Genomic DNA, 25,438 nt, shown 5'->3' with positions numbered 1-25,438 from the left:
GAACGACGCGTCGCTTCACATCGGCGGTGTCACCCCATGCTCGCCGGCCGAAATGAAATTCGCCGCCATCGAACCGTCCGCATCCTTGTGCGCGAACAGCACGACCTTCGTGCCGGGCGTGAGCAACGCGCGGCTGCCCGGCTCCAGACTGACGATCGGCACGTCCTGCGGAATCACGATCTTCTTCTCGCCATCCTTGTACTTGACGGTGATCGTGCGGCCGTTGCTGACCACCAGCGAGCCGACCGTGCCGTTGGTCATCGTGCTGTTCGCGCCGAGATCCCACGGCCGATGGCCTTCACCCGAACCGCGCATGCTCGCCGGGAACACATGCACTTCGAGCGCCTTCAGCGTGCCGTCGGGCTGCGCAATCGCGGCGGTGCCGACGTAGCTGTCCGGCTTGATGTCATTGACGTTGGCGAGCGTGACGCCGCGAATCGGGGTGTCGGCGGCGAGCTTCACGTCGACGTCCTGGCCGTCGCGCGTGTGGACTTTGAGCAGATCGCCCGACAGCGACGTCACCGTGCCGCGCACGCCGGTCGGCGTCGCGTTCTGGGCCGAAGCCACGGACATCGTCGCGAACAGCGCGGCGGCGAGTGCGGGGACGGCGAGGGCGCGCAGCGTTCGTGCGCGGGCTATCTTCATGCGGGTCTTCATGAGGCAACTCCAGGAAAAGGGATGCAGCGTGGTGAACGGCGCGCTCAGAGTAGGCTCCGCATCGGCTCTTCAGAGTGACGGCAGGATGACAAAAACGTCATCAACGGCCTATGGTGGCCACGTAGAATGGCCGCCGGGAGCGCCGCGTGTTTTTTCAGGCGCTTTCATCAGGCGTTTTTTTGCACGCGCGGCGGCGCCTTTCGGGTCGAATCGCACGCAGGAGCAACGAGCATCATGAGCATTCTCGTAATCGAAGACGATCCGAAGACCGGCGATTATCTGAAGAAGGGCCTACGCGAGAATGGCTACGCGGTCGACCTCGCGCGCACCGGCACGGACGGCCTGCACCTGGCGCTCGAGCACGACTACGAACTCGTGGTGCTCGACGTGATGCTGCCCGGCATCGACGGTTGGGAGATCATCCGGGCGTTGCGCGCACGACGCGATCTGCGGGTGATTTTTCTGACCGCGCGCGATCAGGTCAGCGACCGCATTCGTGGTCTCGAACTCGGCGCCGACGACTATCTCGTCAAGCCGTTCTCGTTTACCGAGCTAGTGCTGCGCATTCGCACGTTGTTGCGGCGTGGCGTGACCCGCGAGAGCGACGTGTTCGAAGTCGCCGACCTCAAGCTCGACGTGTTGCGCCGCCGCGTCACGCGCGAGAGCGTCGACATTGCGCTGACCAACAAGGAGTTCATGCTGCTGCATCTGCTGGTGCGCCGCGAGGGCGAAGCGCTGTCGCGTTCGCAGATTGCGTCGGAAGTGTGGGACATGAACTTCGATAGCGACACCAACGTGGTCGACGTGGCGATCAAGCGCCTGCGCGCGAAGGTCGATCACCCGTTCGACAAGAAGCTGATCCACACGGTACGCAGCATCGGCTACACGTTCGGTGACGGTCCATGAAGCTGTGGACTGAACGCTCGCTGATTGCGCGCACCACCTTGCTGTTTGCGCTGATCGCCTGCGCGGTGATCGGCTCGCTTGGCGCCTATTTCTATCATTCCGCCGAAGTCTCGCTGCAACGCCGCGCCGACGTCGTGCTGAGCGGCCGCGTCGAGCATTTCATCCGCATCGTGCACGACCTCTATTCGGTTAGCGAACTGAAAAAGCGCCCGCTGCTGTTCGAGACGATGCTCGGCGCGGAAGAGGACGTGCTGCTGTTTCGCCGGCCGGGCGAAGCGCCGTTCGTCGACGTGAATCCGGCCAGGCTCGCGGTGCCTGATCTGCCAACCGACCCGGCCGGCAATCCGCCGCGCGCCGCCGACATCCGTCAAACGCGCCTGCCCGACGGCGTGCCGGTACATTGGGCAATCGCGAGCGCGACAGCGCGCGAGGATGGCGCCGAAGTCGAGGTGATCGCCGGCCATCCGATGACGCATGAAATGCGCATGCTGGCCGAGTACCGCAACCGCATTGTGCTGGCGACGCTGACCGGCATGCTGGCCGCGACGCTGCTCGCTTACTGCGTGCTGCGCCGCGCGCTGCGACCGGTGCGCGAAATCGCCACCCGCGCCGCGCAAATCAGCCCGACGAATCTGGCGGTACGGCTCGACGACGAGGCGGCGCCGGTGGAACTGCGTCAACTCACCCACGCGTTCAACGCGATGCTCGATCGTCTCGCCGACGGCTATCAACGCCTGCAGCAGTTTTCCGCCGATCTCGCGCATGAGATTCGCACGCCGGTCGGCGCGCTGGTCGGCCAGACCCAGGTGGCGCTCGCGCAGCCGCGCGAACCCGACGAATATCAGCAACTGCTCGAATCGAATCTCGAGGAGTTGAATCGCCTGAGTCATATCGCGGAGAACATCCTGTTTCTCGCGCATGCGGATCATGCGGCGTTGTCGATCGAGCGGCAGCCGGTCGATCTGCATGGCGAGCTCGTCAGAATCGCCGACTATTTCGAAGGCCTGGCCGACGAACGCGGGATGCGTTTCGAAGTCGACGCGGCGGGCGTGGCGTCGGCCAATCCGCTGCTGTGCCGCCGCGCGATCAACAATCTGGTCGTCAACGCGGTGCGTTACGGCGCGGGCGACACGATCGTGCGCCTGCGCGGCGCGCAGGACGCAGCGGGCGCGCTGGTGACGGTCGAAAACGACGGCGAACCGATTCCCGCCGCGCAGCTGGAGCGGCTGTTCGACCGCTTCTATCGCGGCGATGCGGCGCGCAGCGCATTCACCGAATCGAACGGACTCGGGCTTGCGATCGTCAAGGCGATCATGTATCTGCATGGCGGCAGCGCGCGCGTGGTGTGTCCGCTGCCAGGCGTCGTGCGTTTCGAGCTGCGCTTTCCGGGGGCGTGACTTGCCCGCGCGTTAAGTCCGGCGCCGCTTCGGCCGACGCCGCCTATACTTTTCAAAGCGCTTTGAAAGGACCGCTCGCTGCCGCACTCACCAGGAGTCGCATGATGGTCAAGCTCGCTTTGTATGTCCGTCTGGAAGCCAAGCCCGGCAAGGAAAAGGAAGTCGAGGCGTTTCTGCTCGGCGGCCTGCCGCTCGTCGAACAGGAACCGGGCACCGCCGCGTGGTTCGGTCTGAAGCTCGGTCCGTCGACGTACGGCATTTTCGACGCGTTCGACGACGAAGCCGGCCGCGACGCGCATCTGAACGGCAAGGTCGCGGCCGCGTTGATGGAGAAGGCCGGCGAGCTGTTCGCGTCGCCACCGGGCATCGTCAAGGTGGACGTGCTGGCAGCCAAACTGCCGGGCTGAGCGTCACACTAGCCGCACGCCCCCACCTCTCCACACGCGGTACAGAAATCGCACCCGTCCTTGCGAATCACCGCATTCGCGCCACACGAACCGCATTTGCGTCCGAGCATCGTATGCAGCCCTTGCGTGCCGTTCGGCTGCAGCAACGTGTCGGCGTTATCGTCGGGATTCGGACGGATGCCGAAATCGGCGGCCAGCGCGGTGTCGGTTTTCATTTGCCCGCGCGGCAAACGCGCGAGCATCCGCGACGACACCTGATTGCCCTCGGCGTCGAGAAAGCCGCGTCGGTACAGGATCTGCTGGATCGCGAACGCGAGCGCGGCCACTTCGGAATCGTGCCAGCGCGGCGCGCGATGACCGTCGAGACGCTGCACGTCGCCAAGCCGCACCTGGCCGCGATCCCACGACACCTTGCGCATATCCTGCAGATTGCGCGCGACAAAGCCGCCGCGCGCGGCAAGCGACAGCGAACGCATCGTCGCGGTGATCCACTGCTGCGACTCGTCGCGCTGACCGGTTGGAATGAAGAACTCGATCGGCCGCTCGATCGTCACGTCGTCGCCGCCGAGCCGCCCCGTCACCTCGATGAACGACACCGCGACGTACAGCGACTTCTTGCCCGCCTGGGTCAGATATTCGACCTTCTCGATGATCGCCGGCAATTCGCCCTTGGGCCGATGATCGATCGCGATACGCAGCGGGTCCTGGTCCATCTCGGCGAGCGTGTCGTCGGCCTGCGCCGGCGCCACGCTCAGCACCGCGCCGAGCGTGTCGTTCGGGCGATAGGTGGCAAGGCCCTTCAGCCCGCTCTTCCATGCATCGAAGTAGAGGCTTTCGAACGCGTCGAACGGATAGTCGGCGGGCACGTTGACGGTCTTCGAGATCGACGTATCGACGTACGGCTGCACGGCCGCCATCATGTCGAGATGGTCGCGCGCCGACATCTGCAGCGCGCTGACGAAATAGTCCGGCAGCCGGCTCACGTCGCCGCCGAGCTCGCGATAAAGCCGGTACGCATAGTCCTCGACGTCGAACGATTCGCGGCCGCCGTCGGCCATCACCTTCATGCGGGTATAGGTCCACGAGAACGCCGGCTCGATGCCGTTCGACGCGTTGTCCGCGAACGCGAGGCTCACGGTGCCGGTCGGCGCGATCGACAGCAGATGGCTGTTGCGGATGCCGTCGCGGCGGATTGCCTGCTGGATGTCGTCGGGCAGGCGCGACGCGAACGTGCCGGCTTCCAGATAGCGCGCGGCGTCGAATAGCTCAAACGCGCCGCGCTCCTTCGCGAGTTCGACCGACGCGCGATACGCCTCGTCGCGCATCAGCCGCGCGATGCGCACCGCGAAATCGCGGCCTTCCTGCGAGTCGTAGCGCAGGCCGAGCATCACGAGCGTATCGCCCAGGCCGGTGAAGCCGACGCCGATGCGCCGCTTCGCGCGCGATTCGTCGTATTGCTGCGGCAGCGGCCACAGTGTGACGTCGAGCACGTCGTCGAGAAAACGCACCTGCGTGCGGGTGCGGCGCGCGAGTTCGTCCCAGTCGAACGACGGCTGGCGGCCCTGCAGTTGCGCGAACGGATCGACGACGAAGCGCGTCAGATTGAGCGGCCCCAGGTTGCAGCAGCCGTATGCGGGCAGCGGCTGCTCGCCGCACGGGTTGGTCGCGCGGATCGTTTCGACGGCGCGCAGATTGTTGTCCTCGTTCATCCGCGAGATGAACACGATGCCGGGCTCGGCGACGTCGTACGTCGAGCGCATGATGCGGTCCCAGATCGCGCTTGCCGGGTGCTCGCTGTAGACCCACAGGCCGTCCTCGCGCTGCCGCACGTCGCCGGCCGCGCGCAGCGCCGGCGACGGCTCGGCGCGATGGACCAGTTGCCACGGCTCGTCGTTTTCGACCGCGCGCATGAATTCGTCGGTGACGCCGACCGACACGTTGAAGTTGTTCCAGCGCCCCTTCGAATGCTTGGCTTCGATGAATTCGAGCAGGTCGGGGTGGTTGCAGTCGAGCACCGCCATCTGCGCGCCGCGCCGCGAGCCCGCGCTTTCGACGGTACGGCACGACGCGTCGAACACGTCCATGTAGCTGCACGGACCCGAGGCGGCCGAACTGGTGGTGTGAACCCGCGCGCCCTTCGGCCGGATCGCGGAGAAGTTGTAGCCGACGCCGCCGCCGCGGCGCATCGTTTCGGCCGCCTGCAGCAGGGCCACGTAGATGCCCGGCAAGCCCTGGTCGTCGACGTCCTGGATCGAATCGCCGACCGGCTGCACAAAGCAGTTGATCAGCGTCGCGGCGATGCCGCTGCCCGCCGCGCTCATGATGCGGCCCGCGCCGAGCGCGCCGTGGCGCAGGTTGTCGATGAACTGAGATTCGACCGACGCGCGCAACTCGGGCGGCTCGGCCTCGGCGACGCCGCGCGCGACGCGGCGGTACACATCGTCGGCCGATTGCTCGTCGCCTTTCGCATATTTTTCGAGCAGCACGTCGAGCGAGAACTGCTGCGGCGGGATCAGCGAAGCGGGAGGAGCGGAGGAAGCGGGAGGCGTGGAAACGGCGGTGGCCGCGCGGGTCTGCGGCGTGTCTTCTGCCATGATCGGCCCTCAAACGGCGTCGCGGCGGGCGCGGCGCGGTGGTGGAAGGCGCGCCGCCGGCGCCGGATAGCGAGCCGGCGCTCGAGCGGGCGCAACGAGTCCCACCTTAACGCACGAGACGCGGGGCGGCAACCGGGAGCGGGGCCTGCGGCGTGGCGCGTCGTGCGATGCCGCGGCGACCGGGCACGCAGGCGTTAAGGGCACTTGGGCAGTAGGCAGGTCGAGCTTGGGGTCAACGGGGGCAAAACCAGCGCGGTCCGCTTGCAGAGGTGGGAACGCTGCTTGCGCTAGGCCGCTTCGAGCAGCGGTTCGAGGATTTCCGCACAGATCATTGCGGACGCATTCGACGGCGCCGGGCGCTCAGCCGGCTTGAACACCGCGTCACCGCGCCGGATCTTGCGGCGCGACACCGCGCAGGTGCCGGACGAATGCGCCGAGCGGCGGCGCCAGCGCTGCTCGCCATAATGGCAGCGCCCCGGCTCGACCCAGCGGATGACCAGCGTCGTTTCGGAGCTCTCGAGAATTTCGATGCGTACGCCATTGCTACCGTCGAGGGGGATGGACTCCAGGGTCATCATCGGCTCCGTATTGTGGAGTGCCGAATTTAGTCCCGCGCGCGCCGAAGAGCCATTGTGCCCCCGTTGAAACACTGTTCCGCATATAGCAACAATCAGGCTTGACATTCGCGGTTAGCTGAAATGACGGACGTTGCAGCCCTTTTTATGTGAGTTCTTAACAATGAACGCTTTTTTGCAACGCTGTGTTGCCCATGGCGCGACAAGGGGAGCCGCCTGGAAAGGGCCGGCAACGCTTCCTTTAAGATGTATGTGATTGTCGGCCGGCGAAACCGAGGCGTCAGTGTACCGGGTTCGAGTTTTTCAGGTCGGCTCACGCGCATACCGTTTAAAAACACAAGAGTTCACATGATTCCACGCCCTCCCGCAGTCCCTCCCAACTCTCCCGAAGCGTCGTCCGTCGCCACTGAGCACTTGAAAAGGCAGAAGGCCGCAGCGGTCGTGCTCTATATCGGGCTCGTGCTGCTCGCATTGTGGGTGGTGCGCGATTTCATCGTGGTGGTGGCGTGGGCCGCGGTCGTCGCGATTGCGCTGTGGCCGCTCTTGCACAAGGCGGCGGGCAGTCGCTGGTTCAAGGGGCGCACGACCTTGCTCGCGACGGTCTTCACGCTGGTGATCGCCGTGCTCGTGCTGCTGCCGGTCGGGCTCGGCCTCGCGCAGGCGCTGCGCGAGGCGCACGACCTGAACGACTGGTTCCGCAGCGTGCAGGATAACGGCATCGCGCTGCCGGACTTCATCAACCGTCTGCCGTTCGGCGTGCAGCAGATCACGACGTGGTGGCAGGCCAATCTCGCTCAGCCGCTGCGCGACTCGGCCGCGATGAAGGGCCTGCACAGCGACACGGTGATGACGCTCGGCCGACATTTCGGCGCGCGCGCCGCGCACGCGGCAATGGTGTTCGCGTTCATGCTGGTCACGCTGTTCGTGATTTTTCAGGCGGGGCCGCGGTTATCCGGCTCGCTGCTGAAGGCCGCGCGACGCGGTTTCGGCGATAGCGGCGCGGACCTCGTCGCGCACATGGGGACCGCGGTGCGCGGCACGGTGTCCGGGTTGATCGTGGTCGGCGTCGGCGAAGGCCTGCTGCTTGGCGTCGCCTATTTTGTGACCGGCGTGCCGCACGCGGCGCTGCTCGGCTTCGTCACCGCGATCGCCGCGATGCTGCCGTTCTGCGCGCCGATCGTGTTCGGTCTCGCGGCCCTGTGGCTGCTCGTGCAGGGCTCGATGGCCGCGGCGGCCGGGCTGCTGGTATTCGGCGTGATCGTCGTGTTCGTCGCCGAGCACTTCGTGCGGCCGGTGCTGATCGGCAACTCGACCCGTCTGCCGTTCCTGCTCGTGCTGTTCGGCATTCTCGGCGGTGCGCAGACGTTCGGGCTGCTCGGGATTTTCATCGGCCCCGCGTTGATGACGGTGCTGATGGTGTTGTGGACCGATCTCGTCGGGTAACGCGGGCGTCGATGGGCGCGGGGCAGGATGGTGTTGCGCGCGCGGTGCCGTGCCGCCCCGGCTCAAGGCCGCTGATTCGACGGATGCTCCTGCGCGGGCGGCTTCACGCAGCCGAGCGTGTATTTGAGCGCGGCGGGCAACAGCGCGCTCCATACGTCCCACGTGTGGCCGCCGTCGATGATCCGCAGCGCCGCGGGATTGCCCGCGAGCCGCAGATGCGTGTACAGCAGTGATGCGTCGGCCTGGATGTCGAGGTCGTCGTCGCCGGAAGCGATGAACATCGGCAGGCGGTATGGCCGGCTCATGTAGCGGTCCCATTGCGCCGGATAATTGAGTTCGTGCCACACGCGCGGATCGAACTGGTGCTCGCCGAATACGCCGACCCGCCGCGCCGCCGACCCACGCGGCGGCTCGTTCGCATAGATCGCGGGACTGAGCAGCAGCGCGCCGCAAAACATCTCGGGCTGAGTGAGCGCGTAGCGCAACGCGCCGAAACCGCCCATCGACACACCGCCGATCATCCGGCCCCCTCGCTGCGTCGCGACCGCGTAGCGCGTTTCGATTTCGGGCAGCAGATCGTCGAAGAACGCGCTCTCCATCTTTTCCTTGCGATCGACGTACCAGTCCGTGCCGCCTTGCGGCATCACGATGACGACGGCCGGAATCTCCTTGCGCTCGATCAGCGTGTCCGCGGCGCTCTGCAGATGACCTTGCGTGAGCCAGTCGTTGGCGTCGCCGTTATTACCGTGCAGCAGGTAAAGCACCGGCAGGCGCGGACCGTCCGCGCGATAGCCGCCCGGCAGATAGATCGTGTAGTTCCAGTCGCGGCCGAGCGCATCGGAGTGGAAGCTGTGGCTCGCGACCGTGCTTGCGAACGCGGGCGCGTCGACGGCAAGCAGTGCGAGGACGAAACAGAGGAATCGACGCATGTCAGTGTGGAAGGCCGGCTGGCGCGGGATTCGCGCGCGGCCGTCATGCTATCAGCAATGGCGCCCTGTCTGAAAAGGAACGGGCAGGGCGACAGACGGCGCGTTTCGTTCAGCCCGACGTCCGCAGCCGCCCGGCAACGAACCGCCCGATCAACCGCTTCAGCGGCTCCGCGCCCAGCGCGACCGCGAACAGCGCGCCGACCGCGGCGGCATCGGCGAGCAGCCCGAGCGGATAGTTCAGGTAACCGTCGGTCGCCGCGTAGAGCACCGAGTCGACCACCAGCGAAATCACCGCGCCGGCAATGAAGCACAGCAAGCCCTGACGCCCGATCAAGCCGATCCACGGCAGCCGGCGCGCGACCTTCTTCGCCCAGCCGAGCTCGATCAGATTCGCGACGAGCCACGCGATCGCGACGAAGTTGCCCGCGCGCAGGTAGGACAGGTTTTGCTTGAGGCTCGCGGCCAGCGGCGCATGCGGCACAACGAGCTTGTAGTACGCGGCGCCCACGACCACCGCGAACGCCAGCACGCTCACGAGCCAGCCGAAGCGGTGCGCGCTGATCCGCTGATAAACCGGCTGGCAGCGCGCGAGCACGCCGAGCACGAACATCAGCTGCCATGCGAACGGGTTGAAGTCCCACTGCATGTCGGGCGCGGCGGGCAGGTACTTGCCGATCGCCGGCGCGCCGGCCCACAGCGCGACGCTGCCGGCGAGCAGCAGCCACGGCTTGCTGCGCGCGTGCGGCAGGATCGTGGGCACCAGCAGCGCGAAGAACGCGTACATCGGCAGCACCGACGCGAGGTACGGCTGGCGGCGCAGCAGCATGATGTCGCGCAGCGCCGCAAGCGGCGTGTCGATCAGGTCGTCCAGATCGGTCGTGGCGAGATTCGGCCCGTCGATGCTGAAGGCGGTGAGCACCGCGCTGACCAGCAGCATCAGCCCGGCGGTGACAAGAAACGCGCGATAGATCTCGAACGAGCGGCGCAGGAAGCGACTGCGCGCGATCGTCTCATTGCGTCGCTCGGCGAGCGCCGCATAGGCCGTGGCGGTAGCGAAGCCGCCGAGGAATACGAACACTTCGGCGGCGTCGCACAGCGCGTACGCATGCAGCGTCATGCGCGACAGAATGCTGCCGCCGATGTGATCGACGACGATGATCAGCAGAACCAGTCCGCGAAAAAAGTCGAGTTCGATCAGACGGGAGGAGGACCTGGTCATTGTTTGCGTCAAAAAAGCAGCCCCGTGCGACGGCGCGCTGATCCAGCGCGGCGGGCGTCTCACAGGGCTTTTTAATATGGGATTGATACTGCGGCGGGGAGGCGTCCAATGCTGGTGTCGCCTGGTCCGCTTCGAGGTCGCTTCGGGCCGCCTTCGCGAGGCAGTCGTCAACGGGCTGTCATGATGACCTTCGCTGCGGCGTCAAGTTCCGTTGCATCGCAGCAATGGCGCAGGATTATATTTCTTTTCGTGGCAATGACGCAGCGAGATCAACAGCAGCGGCTGTCGCTTACCTGAAGCGGCGTCACGAAAAAAGAGGAAGCGACGCGCAGTGGAGAATTAGCAACATTCTCGACGATCGGCACATCCTCTCATGGACGGACAGACGATGTCGTGTGAGGATTTCCGGAAAGAGCGGTGCAGGGAGATCGTCATGAACAAGCAAGTGTTCGCGCTGGCTGTCTGCATTGCTGCGTGTACAGTTTGTGCTCCACCTGCCGCCGCGCAGACTAGCGTCACGCTGTATGGCGTGATCGACGAAGGCATCAACTATACGAACAATGTCGGCCGCGGCCATGTTTATGAACTCGCGAGCGGTCTTGCGCAGGGCAGCCGCTGGGGCCTGAAGGGTTCCGAAGATCTCGGCGGCGGCCTGAAGGCGATCTTCCAGCTCGAGGGCGGTTTCGATCTGAATTCCGGGCGGCTCGGCCAGGGCGGCCGCCTGTTCGGCCGGCAGGCTTTCGTCGGACTCGGCTCGCAGTCGTACGGCACGCTGACGTTCGGCCGACAATACGATTCGGTCGTCGATTATCTGGCGCAGACCACGGCCAACGGCAGTTGGGCCGGCGCGTTGTTCTCGCATCCCTACGACAACGACAACACCGACAACACGTTCCGCCTCGACAACACGGTCAAGTACACGAGTCCGGCGATCTCGGGCTTCCAGTTCGGCGGCACCTACAGCTTCAGCAACGACACGAGCTTCGCCAACAATCGCGCCTACAGCTTCGGCGGGCAGTACACGTACGGCGGGCTGCTGGTCGCCGCGGCCTATCTGCAGGCCGACAATCCGGGCAACGGTTCGAACGGCGCGATCACCACGAACGACGCCGGCTTCGTCGCGACGCGCCTGCGCGTGTTCGGCGGCGGCATTACCTATACGTTCGGACCCGCGACAGCGGGCTTCGTCTATAGCAACTCGAACTATCTGGAGCCGACCGCAAACGGTTATCTCGGTATCGAGCCGCTGGTGCCGCTCGTGCCCGTTACGCCACCGGGCGTGCTGCTGAACTCGCTCAAGTATCAGAACTTCGAGATCAACGGCAAGTATCAGATCTCGCCGGTGCTGTTCGTCGGCGCGCAGTACGTGTACACGATGGAAACCTACGAGGCATCGAACGGCGGCGTGAAGCCGCGCATCCATACGTTCGGCCTGATGGCGGACTACAACCTGTCCAAGCGTACCGACGTCTATCTGCAGGGTGCCTATCAACAGGTCACCGGCGATTCGACGCTGTCGATCCTCGATTACGCATTCATCCCCGGCACGCAGTCGCCGTCGTCGACGTCGAAGCAGGTCGTCGTGCGCGCGGCGATCCGGCATAGGTTCTAGTTCGGCGCCCGTCAACGCAAAAAGTCAGCCTTCGGATTTCGAAGGCTGATTTTTTTGCGCTCTCCGCCGCGACGCCCGGCCATTCAAGTTCGACCCGCGCCTGCCGATAAGTCGAATGTCAACAAGTGTGAGCGCGCGCCGCAGGCAGGCGGCGATGTGTGCGTCGTCGGCGTCCAGAACTCGGGCCGTCGTAACGCGGAAATACGGCTCGTAACGTCTGTATCAGAGTGTGTGGGGCCGGGCGTTTTTATTAAACGACACTTTAGAATCCCCGAGAAATTTGATTGGCAGACAGGCACGGGATGAGTGCGTTACGACGCGGCTTCGCCATGTCGTCGGGAAGGCCGCGCGGCCGAAGATCGCGCGCCTTGCCCGCGGCATCGCGGCATTCCGGCTTGCTTATCTATGCAGCAGGAGTCGAGCAAGATGACAAAGCGTTTCGACAGAACGATATTGGCCAGTCTGGCCGGCGCATGGGTTGCGCTGGCCGTCAGCGGATGTGCGAACCTCGGGCAGCCGGATGGGCAGAATGGTTTGGCAAGCAGTGCCGCCACGGCGTCCGGCGTGCTGGCGACGAATACGGCGGGAACCGCCTCTAGCGATCAGACGGCAGCCGCACCGCTGTCGATCGGTGCCAGCGATAACACGCCGCTGAAAAAATCGCCGCCGCTCGTCTATCGCGTCAGGCGTGGCGACACGCTCGCGCGGGTCGCGCAGCATCATCACATCGGCGTCAAGCAGCTGCAGGCGTGGAATGGGCTGAAGGCGTCGGCGCGGCTGAAGCCGGGGCAGGTGCTGCACGTCGCGTCGCCGGAGACGGTGCGCGCGGTGAAGGCAGCCAATGCGGCGGCCGCCGCGAAGGCCGCGGCGCAATCCACAACGCAGACTGCTTCACAAACGTCAGTGCAAACGTCAGTGCAAACCTCGGCACAAGCCTCGACGCAGTCCGCCGCGCCGGCTCCGAACGCCACCGAAGTCCGCGAAGTCACGCAGGAAACCCGCCGGCATGCGAGCAGCGTGACGCTTGCGTGGCCTGCCGCCGGCAGCGTCGTCGAAGCGTTCCAGCCGGGCGAAACGCGCGGCATCGAGATCGGCGGCAAAGCGGGTGATCCGGTGCGAGCCGCAGCCGACGGCAAGGTGATGTACGCGGGCACGGGACTGAACAGCTACGGCAGCCTGATCATCGTGCAGCACAACAAGGACTTTCTGACCGCGTACTCGCATAACCGCAAGCTGCTGGTCAAGATGGGCGACGTCGTCCGCAAGGGACAGCAGATCGCCGAGATGGGCGACGAGAACAACTCGCGTGTGTCGGTCGGCTTCGAAGTGCGGCGCGACGGCAAGCCGGTCGATCCGCTGCCTTATCTACCGCAGGGGCGCGGCTGAGCTTCGGCGGTCCCGCAAAAGCTCACCTTGAATTTAGTCAGCAAAGCCAGGTAGTTTGATCGACCGCGCATTGTGGCGGTCGTCAAATCGTTGCGAAAGTACCGTCACGCGGCAGCAGTCCGCCGAATCTGCGAAAGAGTACCGACCATCCACGATGCGGCCTCGATCCGCAGCCGTTTATCAACGGTGAGGAAATACAGGAGCCGGCAGCCAGCGCAGACGCCGCCGCCGTGCTCCGGGCGAACCGCCGTCAGGTGATTTGCACACCGCGCAGCAACCGCGAAACCTCGCCGTGATAATGCAGGATCGCCGGATCGGCCTGCAACAGCGGCAGATAACGCGGCAGGAAGCCGTTATTGGGTTGATCGGGCGAGAACAGGCCGACCACGGCCTCGGCGGTCGCGAGACGGTCGCCGGCATCGGCTTCCGTGTCGTCGAGAATTTCGTCGACGCTCGCGATCACCGTCGATAGCGGCGCCAGCCAGCGAAACCCCGAACCGTTGATCAGCACTTGCAAGAAGGCCGCCGGCGTCACCGGGCCGAACTCCTTTTCGTACGCGGCGCGTTCGTGATCGAGAATCGCCTTGTGCAGCGCAAGCAACGGTCGGCGAATGTCCGTGAGAAATTGAGTGCATTGCGGGTCGTTCATCGGCGGCTCCTGCGGCTGAGGTGACTCGGCGGAATCGTGCATCGCAACGCCGCGCGGTGCGATGCAGCGGGTCGCGCGATCACGCTAACGGATCAATCCGTTGATGGTAACGCATCGGTCCCGCCGACACATGCGATCCAGCGCGCACAGCGCGACATGTACCGCCTGGCCCCTTCAAAGCGAACTTCTTTCGACCCGACTACAATCGGCCGGCTTTCTGGCGACACCCGCTCGATCACAGGCCGCTTTTCACTGCGTATTAGCGCGACATGCCGAACAAAACCGGCAGGTGTTCGCGGTCTGGTGCGACGTCGCGATCTAAACCGCGCGACCACAACAACGCCCCCACCGGAGCCGCTCATGACCACGTTCAATATCAACGGCGAGACTCATTCCGTCGATGCCCCGCCCGACATGCCCCTGCTGTGGGTGCTGCGTGATCTCGTCGGGCTGACCGGCACCAAGTTCGGCTGCGGCATCGCGCAGTGCGGCGCATGCACCGTGCATCTCGACGGCGTCGCGGTGCGCTCGTGCGTGTTCCCGGCGGCGGCGGTCGGCGACCGCAAGATCGTCACGATCGAAGCGGTCGGCGCCACGGCCACGGGCCACAAAGTGCAGCAGGCCTGGCGTGAACTCGACGTCGTGCAATGCGGCTACTGTCAGTCCGGGCAAGTGATGTCGGCGGCGTCGCTGCTCGCGCGCAATCCCAACCCGAGCGACGCCGACATCGACGCCGCGATGGCTGGCAACATCTGCCGTTGCGGGACTTACCACCGCGTGCGTGCGGCGATCAAGCATGCCGCGAAGGGGGCCTGACATGTCGCAGGGATTGCTCGATGCACAGAACGGCGCGCAGCCGTCGGACCTCGACACGCGGCCTGCGCGCGGCATCTCGCGGCGCAGCTTCCTCAAATTCGGCGTGACGGTCGGCGCCGCGGCCGGCGGCGGTCTGCTGCTGGGCTTCAGCGTGCCGGCCGCGAGCCAGGATCGGAAGGCGGGCAGCAGCGTGATCGGCGGCGATGCGAACGAGGCGCCGCAAAGCGGCGTGTTCGCGCCGAACGCGTTCATCCAGATCGACACTGTTGGCAAGGTCACGCTGGTGATACCGAAGGTCGAGATGGGACAGGGCGTCTATACGTCGATCCCGATGCTGATCGCCGAAGAACTCGAAGTGCCGCTCGACGCGGTCACGCTCGATCACGCGCCGCCGAACGAAACGCTCTTCAAGGACCCGCTGCTCGGCGGCCAGTTGACCGGCGGCTCGACGTCGATCCGCTTCGCGTGGGAGCCGATGCGCCACGCCGGCGCGACTGCGCGCGTGATGCTGATCAACGCGGCCGCGCAGCAGTGGCAGGTCGATCCGGCCAGTTGCCATGCGCAGGCCGGCGAGGTGATTCACGCGGCCAGCAATCGCAGCGCGAGCTATGGCCAGCTCGCGCAGGCCGCCTCCGCGCTGCCCGCGCCGCAGAACGTGCGGTTGAAAGACCCGCAGGATTTCAAGCTGATCGGCACGCCGGCCAGGCGTCTCGATTCGCCGGAAAAAGTCGACGGCACCGCGCAGTTCGGCCTCGACGTGCGCTTGCCCGACATGGTCTACGCGGCGATCGCGAACTGTCCCGTGTTCGGCGGCACGCTCGCGAGCGTCGACGATACGCATGCGAAGACGATCCCCGGCGTGCGCGAAGTCATCAGGCTCGACAACGCGGTCGCGGTGATTGGCGCTCACACGTGGGCCGCGAAGCGCGGCCTGCAGGCGCTCGACATCAAGTGGAACGAAGGCGCGGGCGCGCAGGTGTCGATGAAGCGCATCGTCGACGATCTCGCGGCGGCCTCGCAGCACGGCGGCGCGGTGGCGCGCAAGGACGGCGATGTCGGCCGCGCGTTCGGCGACGCGAAGTCGCGTGTCGACACGATCTACCAGCAGCCGTTCCTCGCGCACGCGACGATGGAGCCGGTCAACGCCACGGTTCACGTGCGCGGCGACGCGTGCGAAATCTGGCTCGGCTCGCAGGTGCCGACGCGCGTCGTCGATGCGGCGGCCGCGGTTACAGGCTTGCCTGCCGACAAGATCATCGTGCACAACCATCTGCTCGGCGGCGGCTTCGGGCGGCGGCTCGAAACCGACATGGTCACGCAGGCCGTGAAGGTCGGCAAACAGGTGTCGACGCCAGTCAAGGTGCTGTGGACACGCGAAGAAGACATCCAGCACGACATGTACCGGCCGTACTACTACGACACGATCTCGGCCGGGCTCGACGCGAACGGCAAACCGATCGCGTGGCAGCACCGCATTGCCGGTTCGTCGATCATCGCGCGCTTCGCGCCGCCCGCGTTCAGGAATGGACTCGATCCGGACGCCGTGGAAGTCGCCGCCGATCTGCCGTACGACCTGCCCAACCAACTGATCGACTACGTACGCGTGGAACCGCACGCGGTGCCCACCGCGTTCTGGCGCGGCGTCGGGCCGACGCGCGGCACGTTCGTCGTCGAGAGCTTCATCGACGAACTGGCCGCGCACGCGAAGATCGATCCGGTGCAGTACCGGCGCAACCTGCTCGGCAAATCACCGCGCGCGCTGAACGTGCTCAATCTCGCAGCGCAAGCCGGCAACTGGGGCGGCGCGCTGCCGCAGGGGCAAGGGCGCGGCATTTCGGTGATGCACGCGTTCGGCAGCTTCTTCGCGATCGTCGTCGAGGTCGCGGTCGAGCAGGGCGAGGTGACAGTCAAGCGCGTCAATTGCGCGGTCGATTGCGGGATGGCCGTCAATCCGAACACGATCGAGGCGCAGGTGCAGGGCGGCATCATCTTCGGCATCACAGCGGCGCTTTATAGCGAGATCACGATCAACAACGGCCGCGTCGAGCAGAGCAACTTCACCGACTATCGGATGCTGCGCATCGACCAGACGCCGCCAATCGACGTGCATCTCGTGAAGAGCGGCGAGGCGCCCGGCGGCATCGGCGAGCCTGGCACCGCGGCGCTCGCGCCCGCGCTGACCAACGCGATTTATGCGGCCACCGGCAAGCGGCTGCGGCAGTTGCCGGTTGGCCGTCAACTGCACAGCGCGTAACGCGCAAGGAGCCCGACATGAAAAACACGCTGAAGGGTCTTGGCGCGGTGTTGTGCGTGGCATTGCCGTTTCTCGCGCAGGTGCCTGCCGGGGCGGCAACTCCGGCAACCCGCTCCGCCGCCGACCAGGCGCTCGTGCAACGCGGCGCCTATCTCGCTCAACTCGGCGATTGCGCTGCCTGTCACACGGCGCCGAAGGGCAAGCCGTTCGCCGGCGGCTTGCCGATGAGCACGCCGATGGGCCGCATCTACGTGACCAACATCACGCCGGACGCGCAGACCGGTATCGGCGGCTACACCGAAGCGGACTTCGCGCGGGCACTGCGCGAGGGTGTCGCGAAAGACGGCCACAACCTGTATCCGGCGATGCCGTATCCGTCCTATGCGAAGGTCAGCGACGACGACGCGAAGGCGCTGTACGCGTTCTTCATGCACGGCGTCGCACCCGTGCAGCAGGCGAATCGCGAGTCCGATATCAAATGGCCGTTGAACATGCGCTGGCCGCTGAAGTTCTGGAACATGGCGTTTCTGGAGAAGGGCGCGTACCGCGACAAGCCGGGCAAGGACGTCGCGTGGAATCGCGGCGCGTATCTGGTGCAAGGGCTCGGGCATTGCGGGTCGTGCCACACGCCGCGCGGCGTCGCGTTCCAGGAAAGCGCGCTCGACGAAAGCGGCAGTGCGTTCCTGAGCGGCGCGCTGCTCGACGGCTGGTTCGCGTCGAACCTGACCGGCGAGCACAACACCGGGCTTGGCCGCTGGAGCGACGAGGATCTGCGCACGTTCCTGAAGACCGGCGCGAATCGCCACGCTTCGGCGTTCGGCTCGATGACGGGCGTGATCAACAACAGCACGCAAGCCATGAACGATCAGGACGTCGCGGCGATTTCGACGTATCTGAAGTCGTTGCCGCCGGCCAGCGGCAACGGTGCGGCGCCCTACACGTACGATCCGCAGGCGACGAAGGTGTCGCTCGATCGCCCCGCGCACGATGCCGGCGCGCGCGTCTATACCGCGTATTGCATGCATTGCCACGGCGTCGACGGACGCGGCTTCGCGCCGATGCTCGCGCCGCTCGCCGGCAATCCGAACGTGCTTGCGAAGGATGCGTCGTCGCTGATCAATGTGACGCTGAACGGCACCGGCGATCTGGTGATCAACGGCATGCCGTCGCCGTTCCCGATGCCCGGCTTCGCGGCGGTGCTCGACGATCAACAGATCGCCGACGTACTGAGCTTCGTGCGCGCGGGCTGGAACAACGGCGCGCCGGCGCTCGGCGTGGCGGAGGTCGCGAAGCTGCGACAGTCGACCCGGGCGGCGCGGTGATCGGCTGGTCGGTGTATCTGTGGAAGAGGCGCAAGATCAAACTATGTTTCAGTCAGGACTGGCGCATTGCAGAACATCTTTGTAAAAACGTTGCTCAAAATCGCTTGGGCCGAAGCGTTCGACAACTCATTGGGCATCGTCTTGTTGAAGTAAAGGATGCCGTCGATCAATGCGATAGCGGCGAGCGCGTGGTCGGCGAAAGGGCTTGGCAACTGTATGTCAAGGCGCTTGCAGAACTGCTCGATGAAGTACGCAATCATGTCGCGCTTTTCCATGCATAGGGCGTTCACACATTGCCGGAATTTCACGTCACGCATGGCGTGCAAGCGCGCCTCAGCCCAGATGATGTAGTGGTTGTCGTCGCGATAGCACTGCGCGTACACCGAGGCTAGTTGTACTTGCAGGTTTTCGATGGACGGAGCGGCGTCTAGCAACTTCTGCAAGTTTTCTTGCATCTTCTGGTGATCGAGACGGAGCAGTTCGACGGATAGATCGTTTTTGCTGCTGAAGTTCGAGTAAAACGCGCCGCGGGTATAGCCGGCCTTGGCGGCGATGTCCTCCACGCTGGTCGCAGCAAACCCTTTCTCGGCGATGCACGACGCCGCTGCGTCGAGCAAGCGCCGCCGGGTCTGCTCGCGGCTTTCTGCTCGCGTCATTCGTTCGGATGGCATGCGGCGAAGCCCTCATCAAGCAAGGAACGATGGCCAGGTTTCACGTTCCGGGTTAGGCGTTACGGCTGTGTACGGTTGCTATTTGATGGCGACCGCCTCGGATTCGCTCGGTTGCCAACCGCCACCGAGCGCCTTGAAGGCAGCAATCGCCGCGCGTGCCGATTCCGTTTGCGCCTGCACACGCTCATCCGAGGCTCGCAGCAGGTTCTCGTCGGCCTGCAACACTTCAATCAGGCTGACGACACCCTTCTGATAGGCCGCGAACGAGGCGGCTCGCGCCCGGCCGAGCGAGTTCACTCCCTGGTCGAGCACCGCAGTCTGTTCCTCGCGCTTGACCAGTGCCGAGAAAGCGTTCTCGACATCTTCGGTCGCATGCAGCGCTGCCAGCCGGTACGCGGCGAGCATCTCGGCCTGCTGGCCCTTGGCCTGGCCGATCTGCGCGTTGATGCGGCCGAAGTCGAACAGACGCCAGCGCAGGCCCAGCACGCCAGCGGCCTGACTGGCGCCGCTACTGAACAGGTTGCCGCTGGCCACCGAGGTGGCGCTGCCGATCAGTCCGCTGAGCGACACCTTGGGGTAATACTCTGCGATCGCGACGCCGATGCGCGCGTTCGACGCAGCCAGGCGACGCTCGGCCACGATCAGGTCGGGCCGGCGCCTGAGCAACTCTCCCGGCGATCCGGTGTCCGCGATCTGCGGGGCAACCGGGATGTCGCCAGCGTCGACCAGTTCCGCCCGATGCGTGCCGGGCTGCGAACCCAGCATCACGTCCAGCGCGTTCATGGCCGCATCCAGACCCGCCTCGAGGACCGGGATGGATGCCTGTACCTGGGCCAGCGCACCTTCAGCCTGGCTCACCTGAAGGTCGGCCGCCAATCCTTTGTCATACAGGAGCTTGATGGTCGACAGCAGATCCTGCTGCGTCTGCACCTGCCGCCGGGCAACCTTCAGACGGGCCTGCAATCCACGAATCGTGATGTAAATATCGGCAGTCTGCGCCGCCACTGCCAGGCGCGTGGCCACCGCGCCGGCTTCCGAAGCCTGGTATTCGGCAAGCGCCGCTTCGCGCCCGCGGCGCAGGCCTCCGAACACGTCCAGTTCCCAGCTCGCGTTGAAATCAGCCTCGTAATCATTGCCGTAGCGATCGAAACCGGGCGTCGAATTCAGGACTCGCCCCAACGGGGTTTCAACCGACTGGTAGACTCGCGCCGCCTGGCCGCTGACATTGCCGGACGGCAGCAGCGCGGCATTCGCCGCGCCAAGTCCCGCGCGCGCCTGCGACACGCGAGCGGCGGCCTGCGCGAGGTCCAGGTTCTGTTCCAGCGCGAGCGAGACGAGCCGTGTGAGTTGCGGATCACCGAAACCCGTCCACCACGTGACCAGGTCGGCACTGGCCGCCGCATGCCGGTGGTCCACCGCGGCCTGGCCCTGGAACTGGTCCGGCATGGCTACATTGGGCCGGACATAATCGGGGCCTACAGCGCAGCCTGCCAACAGGCTGGCGACAATGACCGCGGCAAGGATGTGTTTGGGTAGCATGGGCGTCTTCGCAAGGTTCCGGGGGGCGTGACCATAATACCAAATAGTCACTGGTTGTCCATTCCTGTATGCTATACCCATGAAAAAAGCTACTACTCTCCCCGTCCCGGCACGCGGCCCCGCCGATCACGAGGTACGGGATCAGATCGTTGCCGCGGCCACCGAGCACTTCAGCCGATACGGCTATGAAAAGACGACCGTCTCCGACCTCGCGAAGGCCATCGGCTTTTCGAAGGCCTACATCTACAAGTTTTTCGAGTCGAAGCAGGCGATCGGCGAGATGATCTGCGCGAACTGCCTGCACGAGATCGAAAGCGACGTCCGAACTGCTGTCGCGGAGGCGGTGCTGCCGCCGGAAAAGCTGCGGCGGATGTTCAGGGTCTCTACGGAAGCGAGTCTTCGGCTGTTTTTCCAGGACCGTAAGCTCTACGACATCGCCGCTTCGGCAGCCACGGAAAACTGGCAGGCGGTGCAGGCCTACGAAGCGCGCGTGCAGAACCTGCTGCGGGATGTTCTGCAGGAAGGCCGGCAAAGCGGAGACTTCGAACGCAAGACGCCACTGGACGAAACCGCCATGGCGATCTATCTGGTTATGCGCCCCTACCTCAACCCCTTGCTACTGCAGTACAACCTCGATACCACCGAGCTCGCGCCCGCGCAGCTCTCCAGTCTGGTACTCCGCAGCCTGTCGCCGTGACACGACAACCACGTGTGACTATTGACTAATTTAGTCACTATAACCATAATGAAAGTCCCGATCACACCGTCAATGGGTCTTTCATGCTCCGACGTCGCCTTGCTACCTCTACAGTCGTCTGTGCACTGCCACTTGCGCTAGCCGCCTGCGGCGCAAAAGCACCGTCCGATCCACGCACCGAGGCGCCCCTGGTGCGCACCGCCATCGCTCAGGCGGCGATCCCCGCGTCCCGTTCGTTTACCGGAACCGTCGCCGCGCGCGTGCAGAGCGACCTGGGATTTCGCGTCTCCGGCAAGGTGCTCGAGCGGCTGGTGGATGCCGGACAAACTGTCAAGCGCGGTCAGCCGCTGATGCGCATCGACCCCATCGATCTGAAGCTTGCCGCGCAGGCCCGGCAGGACGCGGTCACCGCCGCGCGAGCACGCGCGCAGCAGACCGCGCAGGATGAGGAGCGCTATCGCGACCTGCGCGGCACCGGCGCGATATCGGCATCGGCCTATGACCAGATCAAGGCGGCGGCCGATGCCGCCAAAGCGCAGCTCAGCGCGGCCGTGGCTGACGCCGACGTTGCGCGCAACGCGACCGGCTATGCCGAACTGCTGGCGGACGGCGATGGCGTCGTGATGGAAACGCTGGCCGAACCGGGCCAGGTCGTCAGCGCCGGCCAGCCCGTGGTGCGCCTGGCGCACGCCGGGCCTCGCGAGGCCGTTGTCCAGCTACCGGAAACCCTGCGCCCCGCCGTCGGTTCGGTCGCGCAAGCCACGCTGTTCGGCAACAGCGGCGTGAGCGTACCGGCCACGCTGCGCCAGCTCTCCGACGCTGCGGATTCTCATACCCGGACCTTTGAAGCGCGGTATGTGCTGCAGGGAGAACTGGCTAATGCGCCGTTGGGCGCCACGGTCACGATCCAGATTCCGGACGCGCGTTCCGCGGTGCTGGGTGGTTTGCAGGTGCCGATTGGTGCACTGCTGGACGGGGGCAAGGGACCCGGGGTGTGGGTCATTAACGGCGAACCGGCAAAGGTTTCCTGGCGGCCGGTTACCGTCGAACATCTGGACGACGATAGTGCCCGCGTCGCCGGTGAGATCAGGCAAGGCGACCGGATCGTCGCGCTCGGCGCGCAGCTGCTGCGCGAAGGCGAGCGGGTCCGGGTGACAGGTCAAGCCGTCGCGATGTCGACCGAGGGAGTCCGTCCGTGAGCGAAGGCCGTTTCAACCTGTCGGCGCTCGCTGTGCGCGAGCGCTCCGTCACCCTGTTCCTGATCTGCCTGATCTCGCTGGCGGGGCTCGTTTCGTTCTTCAAGCTGGGCCGGGCGGAAGACCCCGCCTTCACGGTCAAGGTGATGACTATCATCACCGCGTGGCCCGGAGCCACCGCGCAGGAAATGCACGATCAGGTCGCCGAGAAGATCGAGAAGCGCATGCAGGAGCTGCGCTGGTACGACCGGACCGAGACCTACACACGACCAGGCCTCGCCTTCACGACCTTGACATTGCTCGACAGCACCCCGCCGTCGGAAGTGCAGGAACAGTTCTACCAGGCCCGGAAAAAAATCAGCGATGAGGCAGGCAATCTTCCATCCGGCGTGATCGGACCGATGGTCAACGACGAATACGCGGATGTCACCTTCGCGCTGTTCGCCCTGAAGGCGAAGGGTGAACCGCAGCGCCTGCTGGTTCGCGATGCCGAGACGCTGCGCCAACGGCTGCTGCACGTGCCGGGCGTGAAGAAGGTCAACATCATCGGTGAGCAGGCGGAGCGGATCTATGTCGAGCTCTCACATGACCGCCTGGCAACGCTGGGCGTGAGCCCGCAGGATGTGTTCGCCGCACTCAACGGTCAGAACGCGCTGACGCCGGCCGGCTCCGTGGAGACCAAAGGTCCGGAGCTATTCATTCGCCTGGACGGTGCCTTCGACAACTTGCAGAAGATCCGCGACACGCCAGTCGTGGCGCAGGGCCGCACGCTGAAGCTGTCGGACATCGCCACCGTCACGCGCGGTTATGAAGATCCGGCGACGTTCATGATCCGCAACAACGGCGAACCGGCACTGCTGCTGGGCATCGTCATGCGCGATGGTTGGAACGGGCTCGAGCTCGGCAAGGCGCTGGACAGCGAAGTCGGCGCGGTCAACGCCGGGCTGCCGTTGGGCATGAGCCTGACCAAAGTCACCGATCAGGCCGTCAACATTCATTCGGCGGTCGACGAGTTCATGGTGAAGTTTTTTGTCGCGCTGCTGGTGGTCATGCTGGTGAGTTTCGTCAGCATGGGCTGGCGCGTGGGCCTCGTCGTTGCCGCGGCCGTACCGCTGACACTCGCGGTCGTGTTCGTCGTGATGGCCGCAACCGGCAAGAACTTCGACCGCATCACGCTCGGATCGCTGATCCTCGCGCTCGGCCTGCTGGTGGACGACGCGATCATCGCCATCGAAATGATGGTGGTGAAGATGGAGGAGGGCTACAGCCGCGTGGCCGCCTCTGCCTATGCGTGGAGCCATACGGCCGCGCCGATGCTGGCGGGCACGCTGGTGACGGCCGTCGGCTTCATGCCCAATGGCTTCGCGCGCTCCACGGCCGGCGAATACACCAGCAACATGTTCTGGATCGTCGGCATTGCGCTGATCGCATCGTGGGTCGTCGCGGTGGTCTTCACGCCCTACCTGGGTGTAAAGATGCTCCCCGATTTCAAAAAGGTCGAAGGCGGCCACGAAGCGATCTACGACACGCCGCGCTACAACCGCTTCCGTCAACTGCTCACGCGCGTCATCGCGCGCAAGTGGCTGGTCGCCGGTTCGGTCGTCGGCCTCTTCGTCCTGGCCATCGTCGGCATGGGCGTGGTCAAGAAACAATTCTTCCCGATCTCCGACCGTCCTGAAGTGCTGGTCGAGGTGCAGATGCCCTATGGCACGTCCATCTCCCAAACCAGCGCCGCCACGCAGAAGGTGGAAGCCTGGCTCGCCAGACAGAAGGAAGCCAGGATCGTCACCGCTTACGTCGGGCAAGGTGCGCCGCGCTTTTACCTGGCGATGGGACCGGAACTGCCCGATCCGTCGTTCGCGAAGATCGTAGTGCGCACGGACAGCCAGGATGAGCGCGACGCATTGAAGCAGCGACTGCGTCAGGCAGTCGCCAACGGTCTCGCCTCCGAGGCGCGCGTGCGGGTCACGCAACTCGTGTTCGGTCCGTATTCGCCGTACCCGGTCGCCTACCGTATCTCTGGCCCGGACCCGGACAAGCTGCGCGGTATTGCGGGAGAAGTCGAGCAGGCGATGGATGTCAGTCCGATGATGCGCACGGTCAACGCTGACTGGGGGACGCGCACGCCCACGCTGCACTTCACGTTGCAGCAGGATCGCTTGCAAGCGGTGGGGTTGACTTCCAGTGCCGTGGCGCAACAGCTGCAATTCCTGCTCAGCGGGGTGCCTGTCACCGCCGTGCGTGAGGACATCCGAACCGTGCAGGTCATGGCGCGTTCGGCCGGCGACATCCGGCTCGATCCGGCCCGGATCGGCGACTTCACGCTGGCTGGCGCGGGCGGGCAACGCGTCCCGCTGTCGCAGGTGGGCAAGGTCGACGTGCGCATGGAGGAACCGGTTATGCGCTGGCGCGACCGCGTGCCGACGATCACGGTACGTGGCGACATCGCCGACAACTTGCAGCCGCCGGACGTATCGACGGCGATCACGAAGCAGCTTCAACCGATCATCGCCAAGCTTCCGACCGGCTACCGTATCGAAGAGGCGGGCTCCATCGAGGAATCGGCCAAAGCGACGAACGCCATGTTGCCGCTCTTCCCGATCATGCTGGCGGTTACGCTCATCATCATCATCTTCCAGGTGCGCTCGATCTCCGCGATGGTGATGGTGTTCCTGACCAGCCCGCTGGGCTTGATCGGGGTGGTGCCAACGTTGATCCTGTTCCGGCAGCCGTTCGGCATCAATGCGCTGGTTGGCCTCATTGCGCTGTCGGGCATCCTGATGCGCAACACGCTGATCCTGATCGGGCAGATCCATCAGAACGAACACGCGGGCCTGGATCCATTCCACGCGGTCGTCGAAGCCACTGTGCAGCGTGCCCGCCCGGTGATCCTCACCGCCATGGCGGCGATCCTCGCTTTCATTCCGCTGACCCACTCGGTGTTCTGGGGAACCCTCGCCTACACGCTGATCGGCGGCACGTTCGCCGGGACGATTTTGACCCTGGTGTTCCTGCCGGCCATGTATTCGATCTGGTTCAAGATTCGACCCGACAGTACCGCTGGCTCGCGCAAAGATCGGCATCAGCAGGCGCAGCCTTCCGGGCAAACGCTGCAGGAAGCGCTCGACACGCGCAGTTAAAGAAACACCATCAATTCCACCTGAAGGGA

The 25,438-nt window shown here is 65.1% G+C and carries 20 protein-coding genes; 12 read left to right on the top strand and 8 right to left on the bottom strand.

Annotation, left to right across the window (positions count from 1 at the left end; all coding sequences use genetic code 11):
* Positions 1–15: 15 nt before the first annotated feature.
* A complete protein-coding gene (locus OKW43_RS00875; protein WP_246530305.1) occupies positions 16–657 on the bottom strand; it encodes a DUF5666 domain-containing protein in 642 nt (213 codons plus the stop codon).
* Positions 658–891: 234 nt separating this feature from the next.
* Here OKW43_RS00875 and OKW43_RS00870 point away from each other — a divergent pair, with 234 nt between their 5' ends.
* From OKW43_RS00870 to OKW43_RS00860, 3 genes are all read left to right on the top strand, one after another.
* A complete protein-coding gene (locus OKW43_RS00870; RefSeq protein WP_429444606.1) occupies positions 892–1,563 on the top strand; it encodes a heavy metal response regulator transcription factor in 672 nt (223 codons plus the stop codon).
* Positions 1,560–2,960, top strand: a complete 1,401-nt coding sequence (locus OKW43_RS00865; protein ID WP_429444604.1) for a heavy metal sensor histidine kinase — start codon at positions 1,560–1,562, stop codon at positions 2,958–2,960. Before OKW43_RS00870 ends, OKW43_RS00865 begins: the two co-directional genes overlap by 4 nt.
* 104 nt (positions 2,961–3,064) lie before the next feature.
* Complete coding sequence (locus OKW43_RS00860) at positions 3,065–3,367, top strand: putative quinol monooxygenase (protein WP_187637855.1); 303 nt, start codon at positions 3,065–3,067, stop codon at positions 3,365–3,367.
* Between the two features lie 8 nt (positions 3,368–3,375).
* On the opposite strand, the gene OKW43_RS00855 is transcribed toward OKW43_RS00860, so the two are convergent.
* The gene (locus OKW43_RS00855) at positions 3,376–5,961 is read right to left on the bottom strand and encodes an adenosylcobalamin-dependent ribonucleoside-diphosphate reductase (protein WP_429444602.1); all 2,586 of its coding nucleotides are present in this window, start codon (positions 5,959–5,961) and stop codon (positions 3,376–3,378) included.
* A 287-nt stretch (positions 5,962–6,248) separates the two neighbouring features.
* Positions 6,249–6,536: a DUF3331 domain-containing protein gene (locus OKW43_RS00850; RefSeq protein ID WP_187637853.1), complete on the bottom strand. Its 288-nt coding sequence runs from the start codon at positions 6,534–6,536 to the stop codon at positions 6,249–6,251.
* Between the two features lie 348 nt (positions 6,537–6,884).
* Here OKW43_RS00850 and OKW43_RS00845 point away from each other — a divergent pair, with 348 nt between their 5' ends.
* Positions 6,885–7,979 carry an AI-2E family transporter gene (locus tag OKW43_RS00845; RefSeq protein ID WP_429444600.1) on the top strand — a complete coding sequence of 365 codons (1,095 nt, stop codon included), beginning with the start codon at positions 6,885–6,887 and terminating at the stop codon, positions 7,977–7,979.
* A gap of 62 nt (positions 7,980–8,041) precedes the next feature.
* Here the strand turns inward: OKW43_RS00845 and OKW43_RS00840 are convergent, their stop codons facing one another.
* Together OKW43_RS00840 and OKW43_RS00835 are read right to left on the bottom strand one after the other, a co-directional pair.
* Positions 8,042–8,908, bottom strand: a complete 867-nt coding sequence (locus tag OKW43_RS00840; RefSeq protein ID WP_187637851.1) for an alpha/beta hydrolase — start codon at positions 8,906–8,908, stop codon at positions 8,042–8,044.
* A 109-nt stretch (positions 8,909–9,017) separates the two neighbouring features.
* A complete protein-coding gene (locus OKW43_RS00835; RefSeq protein WP_187637850.1) occupies positions 9,018–10,127 on the bottom strand; it encodes an OpgC domain-containing protein in 1,110 nt (369 codons plus the stop codon).
* A 433-nt stretch (positions 10,128–10,560) separates the two neighbouring features.
* Between OKW43_RS00835 and OKW43_RS00830 the strand changes: the two genes are divergently transcribed.
* Complete coding sequence (locus OKW43_RS00830) at positions 10,561–11,739, top strand: porin (RefSeq protein ID WP_429444597.1); 1,179 nt, start codon at positions 10,561–10,563, stop codon at positions 11,737–11,739.
* Positions 11,740–12,165: 426 nt separating this feature from the next.
* On the top strand, positions 12,166–13,125 hold the full coding sequence (locus OKW43_RS00825; RefSeq protein ID WP_429444595.1) for a peptidoglycan DD-metalloendopeptidase family protein: 960 nt from the start codon (positions 12,166–12,168) through the stop codon (positions 13,123–13,125).
* A gap of 250 nt (positions 13,126–13,375) precedes the next feature.
* On the opposite strand, the gene OKW43_RS00820 is transcribed toward OKW43_RS00825, so the two are convergent.
* Positions 13,376–13,774, bottom strand: coding sequence for a hypothetical protein (locus OKW43_RS00820; RefSeq protein ID WP_429444593.1), 399 nt, complete (start codon positions 13,772–13,774; stop codon positions 13,376–13,378).
* A 360-nt stretch (positions 13,775–14,134) separates the two neighbouring features.
* Here OKW43_RS00820 and OKW43_RS00815 point away from each other — a divergent pair, with 360 nt between their 5' ends.
* From OKW43_RS00815 to OKW43_RS00805, 3 genes are read left to right on the top strand one after another with little or no spacing between them, the layout of a single operon-like run.
* Positions 14,135–14,590, top strand: coding sequence for a (2Fe-2S)-binding protein (locus OKW43_RS00815; protein ID WP_429444591.1), 456 nt, complete (start codon positions 14,135–14,137; stop codon positions 14,588–14,590).
* 1 nt (position 14,591) lies between these two features.
* Positions 14,592–16,844 carry a molybdopterin cofactor-binding domain-containing protein gene (locus tag OKW43_RS00810; RefSeq protein WP_429444589.1) on the top strand — a complete coding sequence of 751 codons (2,253 nt, stop codon included), beginning with the start codon at positions 14,592–14,594 and terminating at the stop codon, positions 16,842–16,844.
* A 17-nt stretch (positions 16,845–16,861) separates the two neighbouring features.
* Positions 16,862–18,166 (top strand): c-type cytochrome, encoded by a 1,305-nt coding sequence (locus OKW43_RS00805; RefSeq protein ID WP_187637844.1) that lies wholly within the window; start codon positions 16,862–16,864, stop codon positions 18,164–18,166.
* 41 nt (positions 18,167–18,207) lie between these two features.
* On the opposite strand, the gene OKW43_RS00800 is transcribed toward OKW43_RS00805, so the two are convergent.
* The gene (locus OKW43_RS00800; RefSeq protein ID WP_246530304.1) at positions 18,208–18,837 is read right to left on the bottom strand and encodes a TetR/AcrR family transcriptional regulator; all 630 of its coding nucleotides are present in this window, start codon (positions 18,835–18,837) and stop codon (positions 18,208–18,210) included.
* A gap of 78 nt (positions 18,838–18,915) precedes the next feature.
* A complete protein-coding gene (locus tag OKW43_RS00795; protein WP_429444586.1) occupies positions 18,916–20,376 on the bottom strand; it encodes an efflux transporter outer membrane subunit in 1,461 nt (486 codons plus the stop codon).
* 79 nt (positions 20,377–20,455) lie between these two features.
* Between OKW43_RS00795 and OKW43_RS00790 the strand changes: the two genes are divergently transcribed.
* The 3 genes from OKW43_RS00790 (at position 20,456) to OKW43_RS00780 (ending at position 25,409) form a co-directional block, all read left to right on the top strand.
* Positions 20,456–21,073, top strand: a complete 618-nt coding sequence (locus OKW43_RS00790) for a TetR/AcrR family transcriptional regulator (protein WP_429444584.1) — start codon at positions 20,456–20,458, stop codon at positions 21,071–21,073.
* An 83-nt stretch (positions 21,074–21,156) separates the two neighbouring features.
* A complete protein-coding gene (locus tag OKW43_RS00785) occupies positions 21,157–22,272 on the top strand; it encodes an efflux RND transporter periplasmic adaptor subunit (RefSeq protein ID WP_429444582.1) in 1,116 nt (371 codons plus the stop codon).
* Complete coding sequence (locus OKW43_RS00780) at positions 22,269–25,409, top strand: efflux RND transporter permease subunit (RefSeq protein ID WP_187637840.1); 3,141 nt, start codon at positions 22,269–22,271, stop codon at positions 25,407–25,409. Before OKW43_RS00785 ends, OKW43_RS00780 begins: the two co-directional genes overlap by 4 nt.
* Positions 25,410–25,438: the final 29 nt, after the last annotated feature.

The sequence above is a fragment of the Paraburkholderia sp. WC7.3g genome (assembly GCF_050436345.1).
GTDB lineage: Bacteria > Pseudomonadota > Gammaproteobacteria > Burkholderiales > Burkholderiaceae > Paraburkholderia > Paraburkholderia podalyriae.
Note: the sequence above shows the minus strand (reverse complement) of the source record. Positions and strands in the feature narration are given on the sequence as shown.

Coding starts and splice junctions, on each gene's coding strand:
- OKW43_RS00875 (WP_246530305.1), bottom strand. CDS start 657: ATGAAGACCCGCATGAAGATAGCCCGCGCACGAACGCTGCGCGCCCTC.
- OKW43_RS00870 (WP_429444606.1), top strand. CDS start 892: ATGAGCATTCTCGTAATCGAAGACGATCCGAAGACCGGCGATTATCTG.
- OKW43_RS00865 (WP_429444604.1), top strand. CDS start 1,560: ATGAAGCTGTGGACTGAACGCTCGCTGATTGCGCGCACCACCTTGCTG.
- OKW43_RS00860 (WP_187637855.1), top strand. CDS start 3,065: ATGGTCAAGCTCGCTTTGTATGTCCGTCTGGAAGCCAAGCCCGGCAAG.
- OKW43_RS00855 (WP_429444602.1), bottom strand. CDS start 5,961: ATGGCAGAAGACACGCCGCAGACCCGCGCGGCCACCGCCGTTTCCACG.
- OKW43_RS00850 (WP_187637853.1), bottom strand. CDS start 6,536: ATGACCCTGGAGTCCATCCCCCTCGACGGTAGCAATGGCGTACGCATC.
- OKW43_RS00845 (WP_429444600.1), top strand. CDS start 6,885: ATGATTCCACGCCCTCCCGCAGTCCCTCCCAACTCTCCCGAAGCGTCG.
- OKW43_RS00840 (WP_187637851.1), bottom strand. CDS start 8,908: ATGCGTCGATTCCTCTGTTTCGTCCTCGCACTGCTTGCCGTCGACGCG.
- OKW43_RS00835 (WP_187637850.1), bottom strand. CDS start 10,127: ATGACCAGGTCCTCCTCCCGTCTGATCGAACTCGACTTTTTTCGCGGA.
- OKW43_RS00830 (WP_429444597.1), top strand. CDS start 10,561: ATGAACAAGCAAGTGTTCGCGCTGGCTGTCTGCATTGCTGCGTGTACA.
- OKW43_RS00825 (WP_429444595.1), top strand. CDS start 12,166: ATGACAAAGCGTTTCGACAGAACGATATTGGCCAGTCTGGCCGGCGCA.
- OKW43_RS00820 (WP_429444593.1), bottom strand. CDS start 13,774: ATGAACGACCCGCAATGCACTCAATTTCTCACGGACATTCGCCGACCG.
- OKW43_RS00815 (WP_429444591.1), top strand. CDS start 14,135: ATGACCACGTTCAATATCAACGGCGAGACTCATTCCGTCGATGCCCCG.
- OKW43_RS00810 (WP_429444589.1), top strand. CDS start 14,592: ATGTCGCAGGGATTGCTCGATGCACAGAACGGCGCGCAGCCGTCGGAC.
- OKW43_RS00805 (WP_187637844.1), top strand. CDS start 16,862: ATGAAAAACACGCTGAAGGGTCTTGGCGCGGTGTTGTGCGTGGCATTG.
- OKW43_RS00800 (WP_246530304.1), bottom strand. CDS start 18,837: ATGCCATCCGAACGAATGACGCGAGCAGAAAGCCGCGAGCAGACCCGG.
- OKW43_RS00795 (WP_429444586.1), bottom strand. CDS start 20,376: ATGCTACCCAAACACATCCTTGCCGCGGTCATTGTCGCCAGCCTGTTG.
- OKW43_RS00790 (WP_429444584.1), top strand. CDS start 20,456: ATGAAAAAAGCTACTACTCTCCCCGTCCCGGCACGCGGCCCCGCCGAT.
- OKW43_RS00785 (WP_429444582.1), top strand. CDS start 21,157: ATGCTCCGACGTCGCCTTGCTACCTCTACAGTCGTCTGTGCACTGCCA.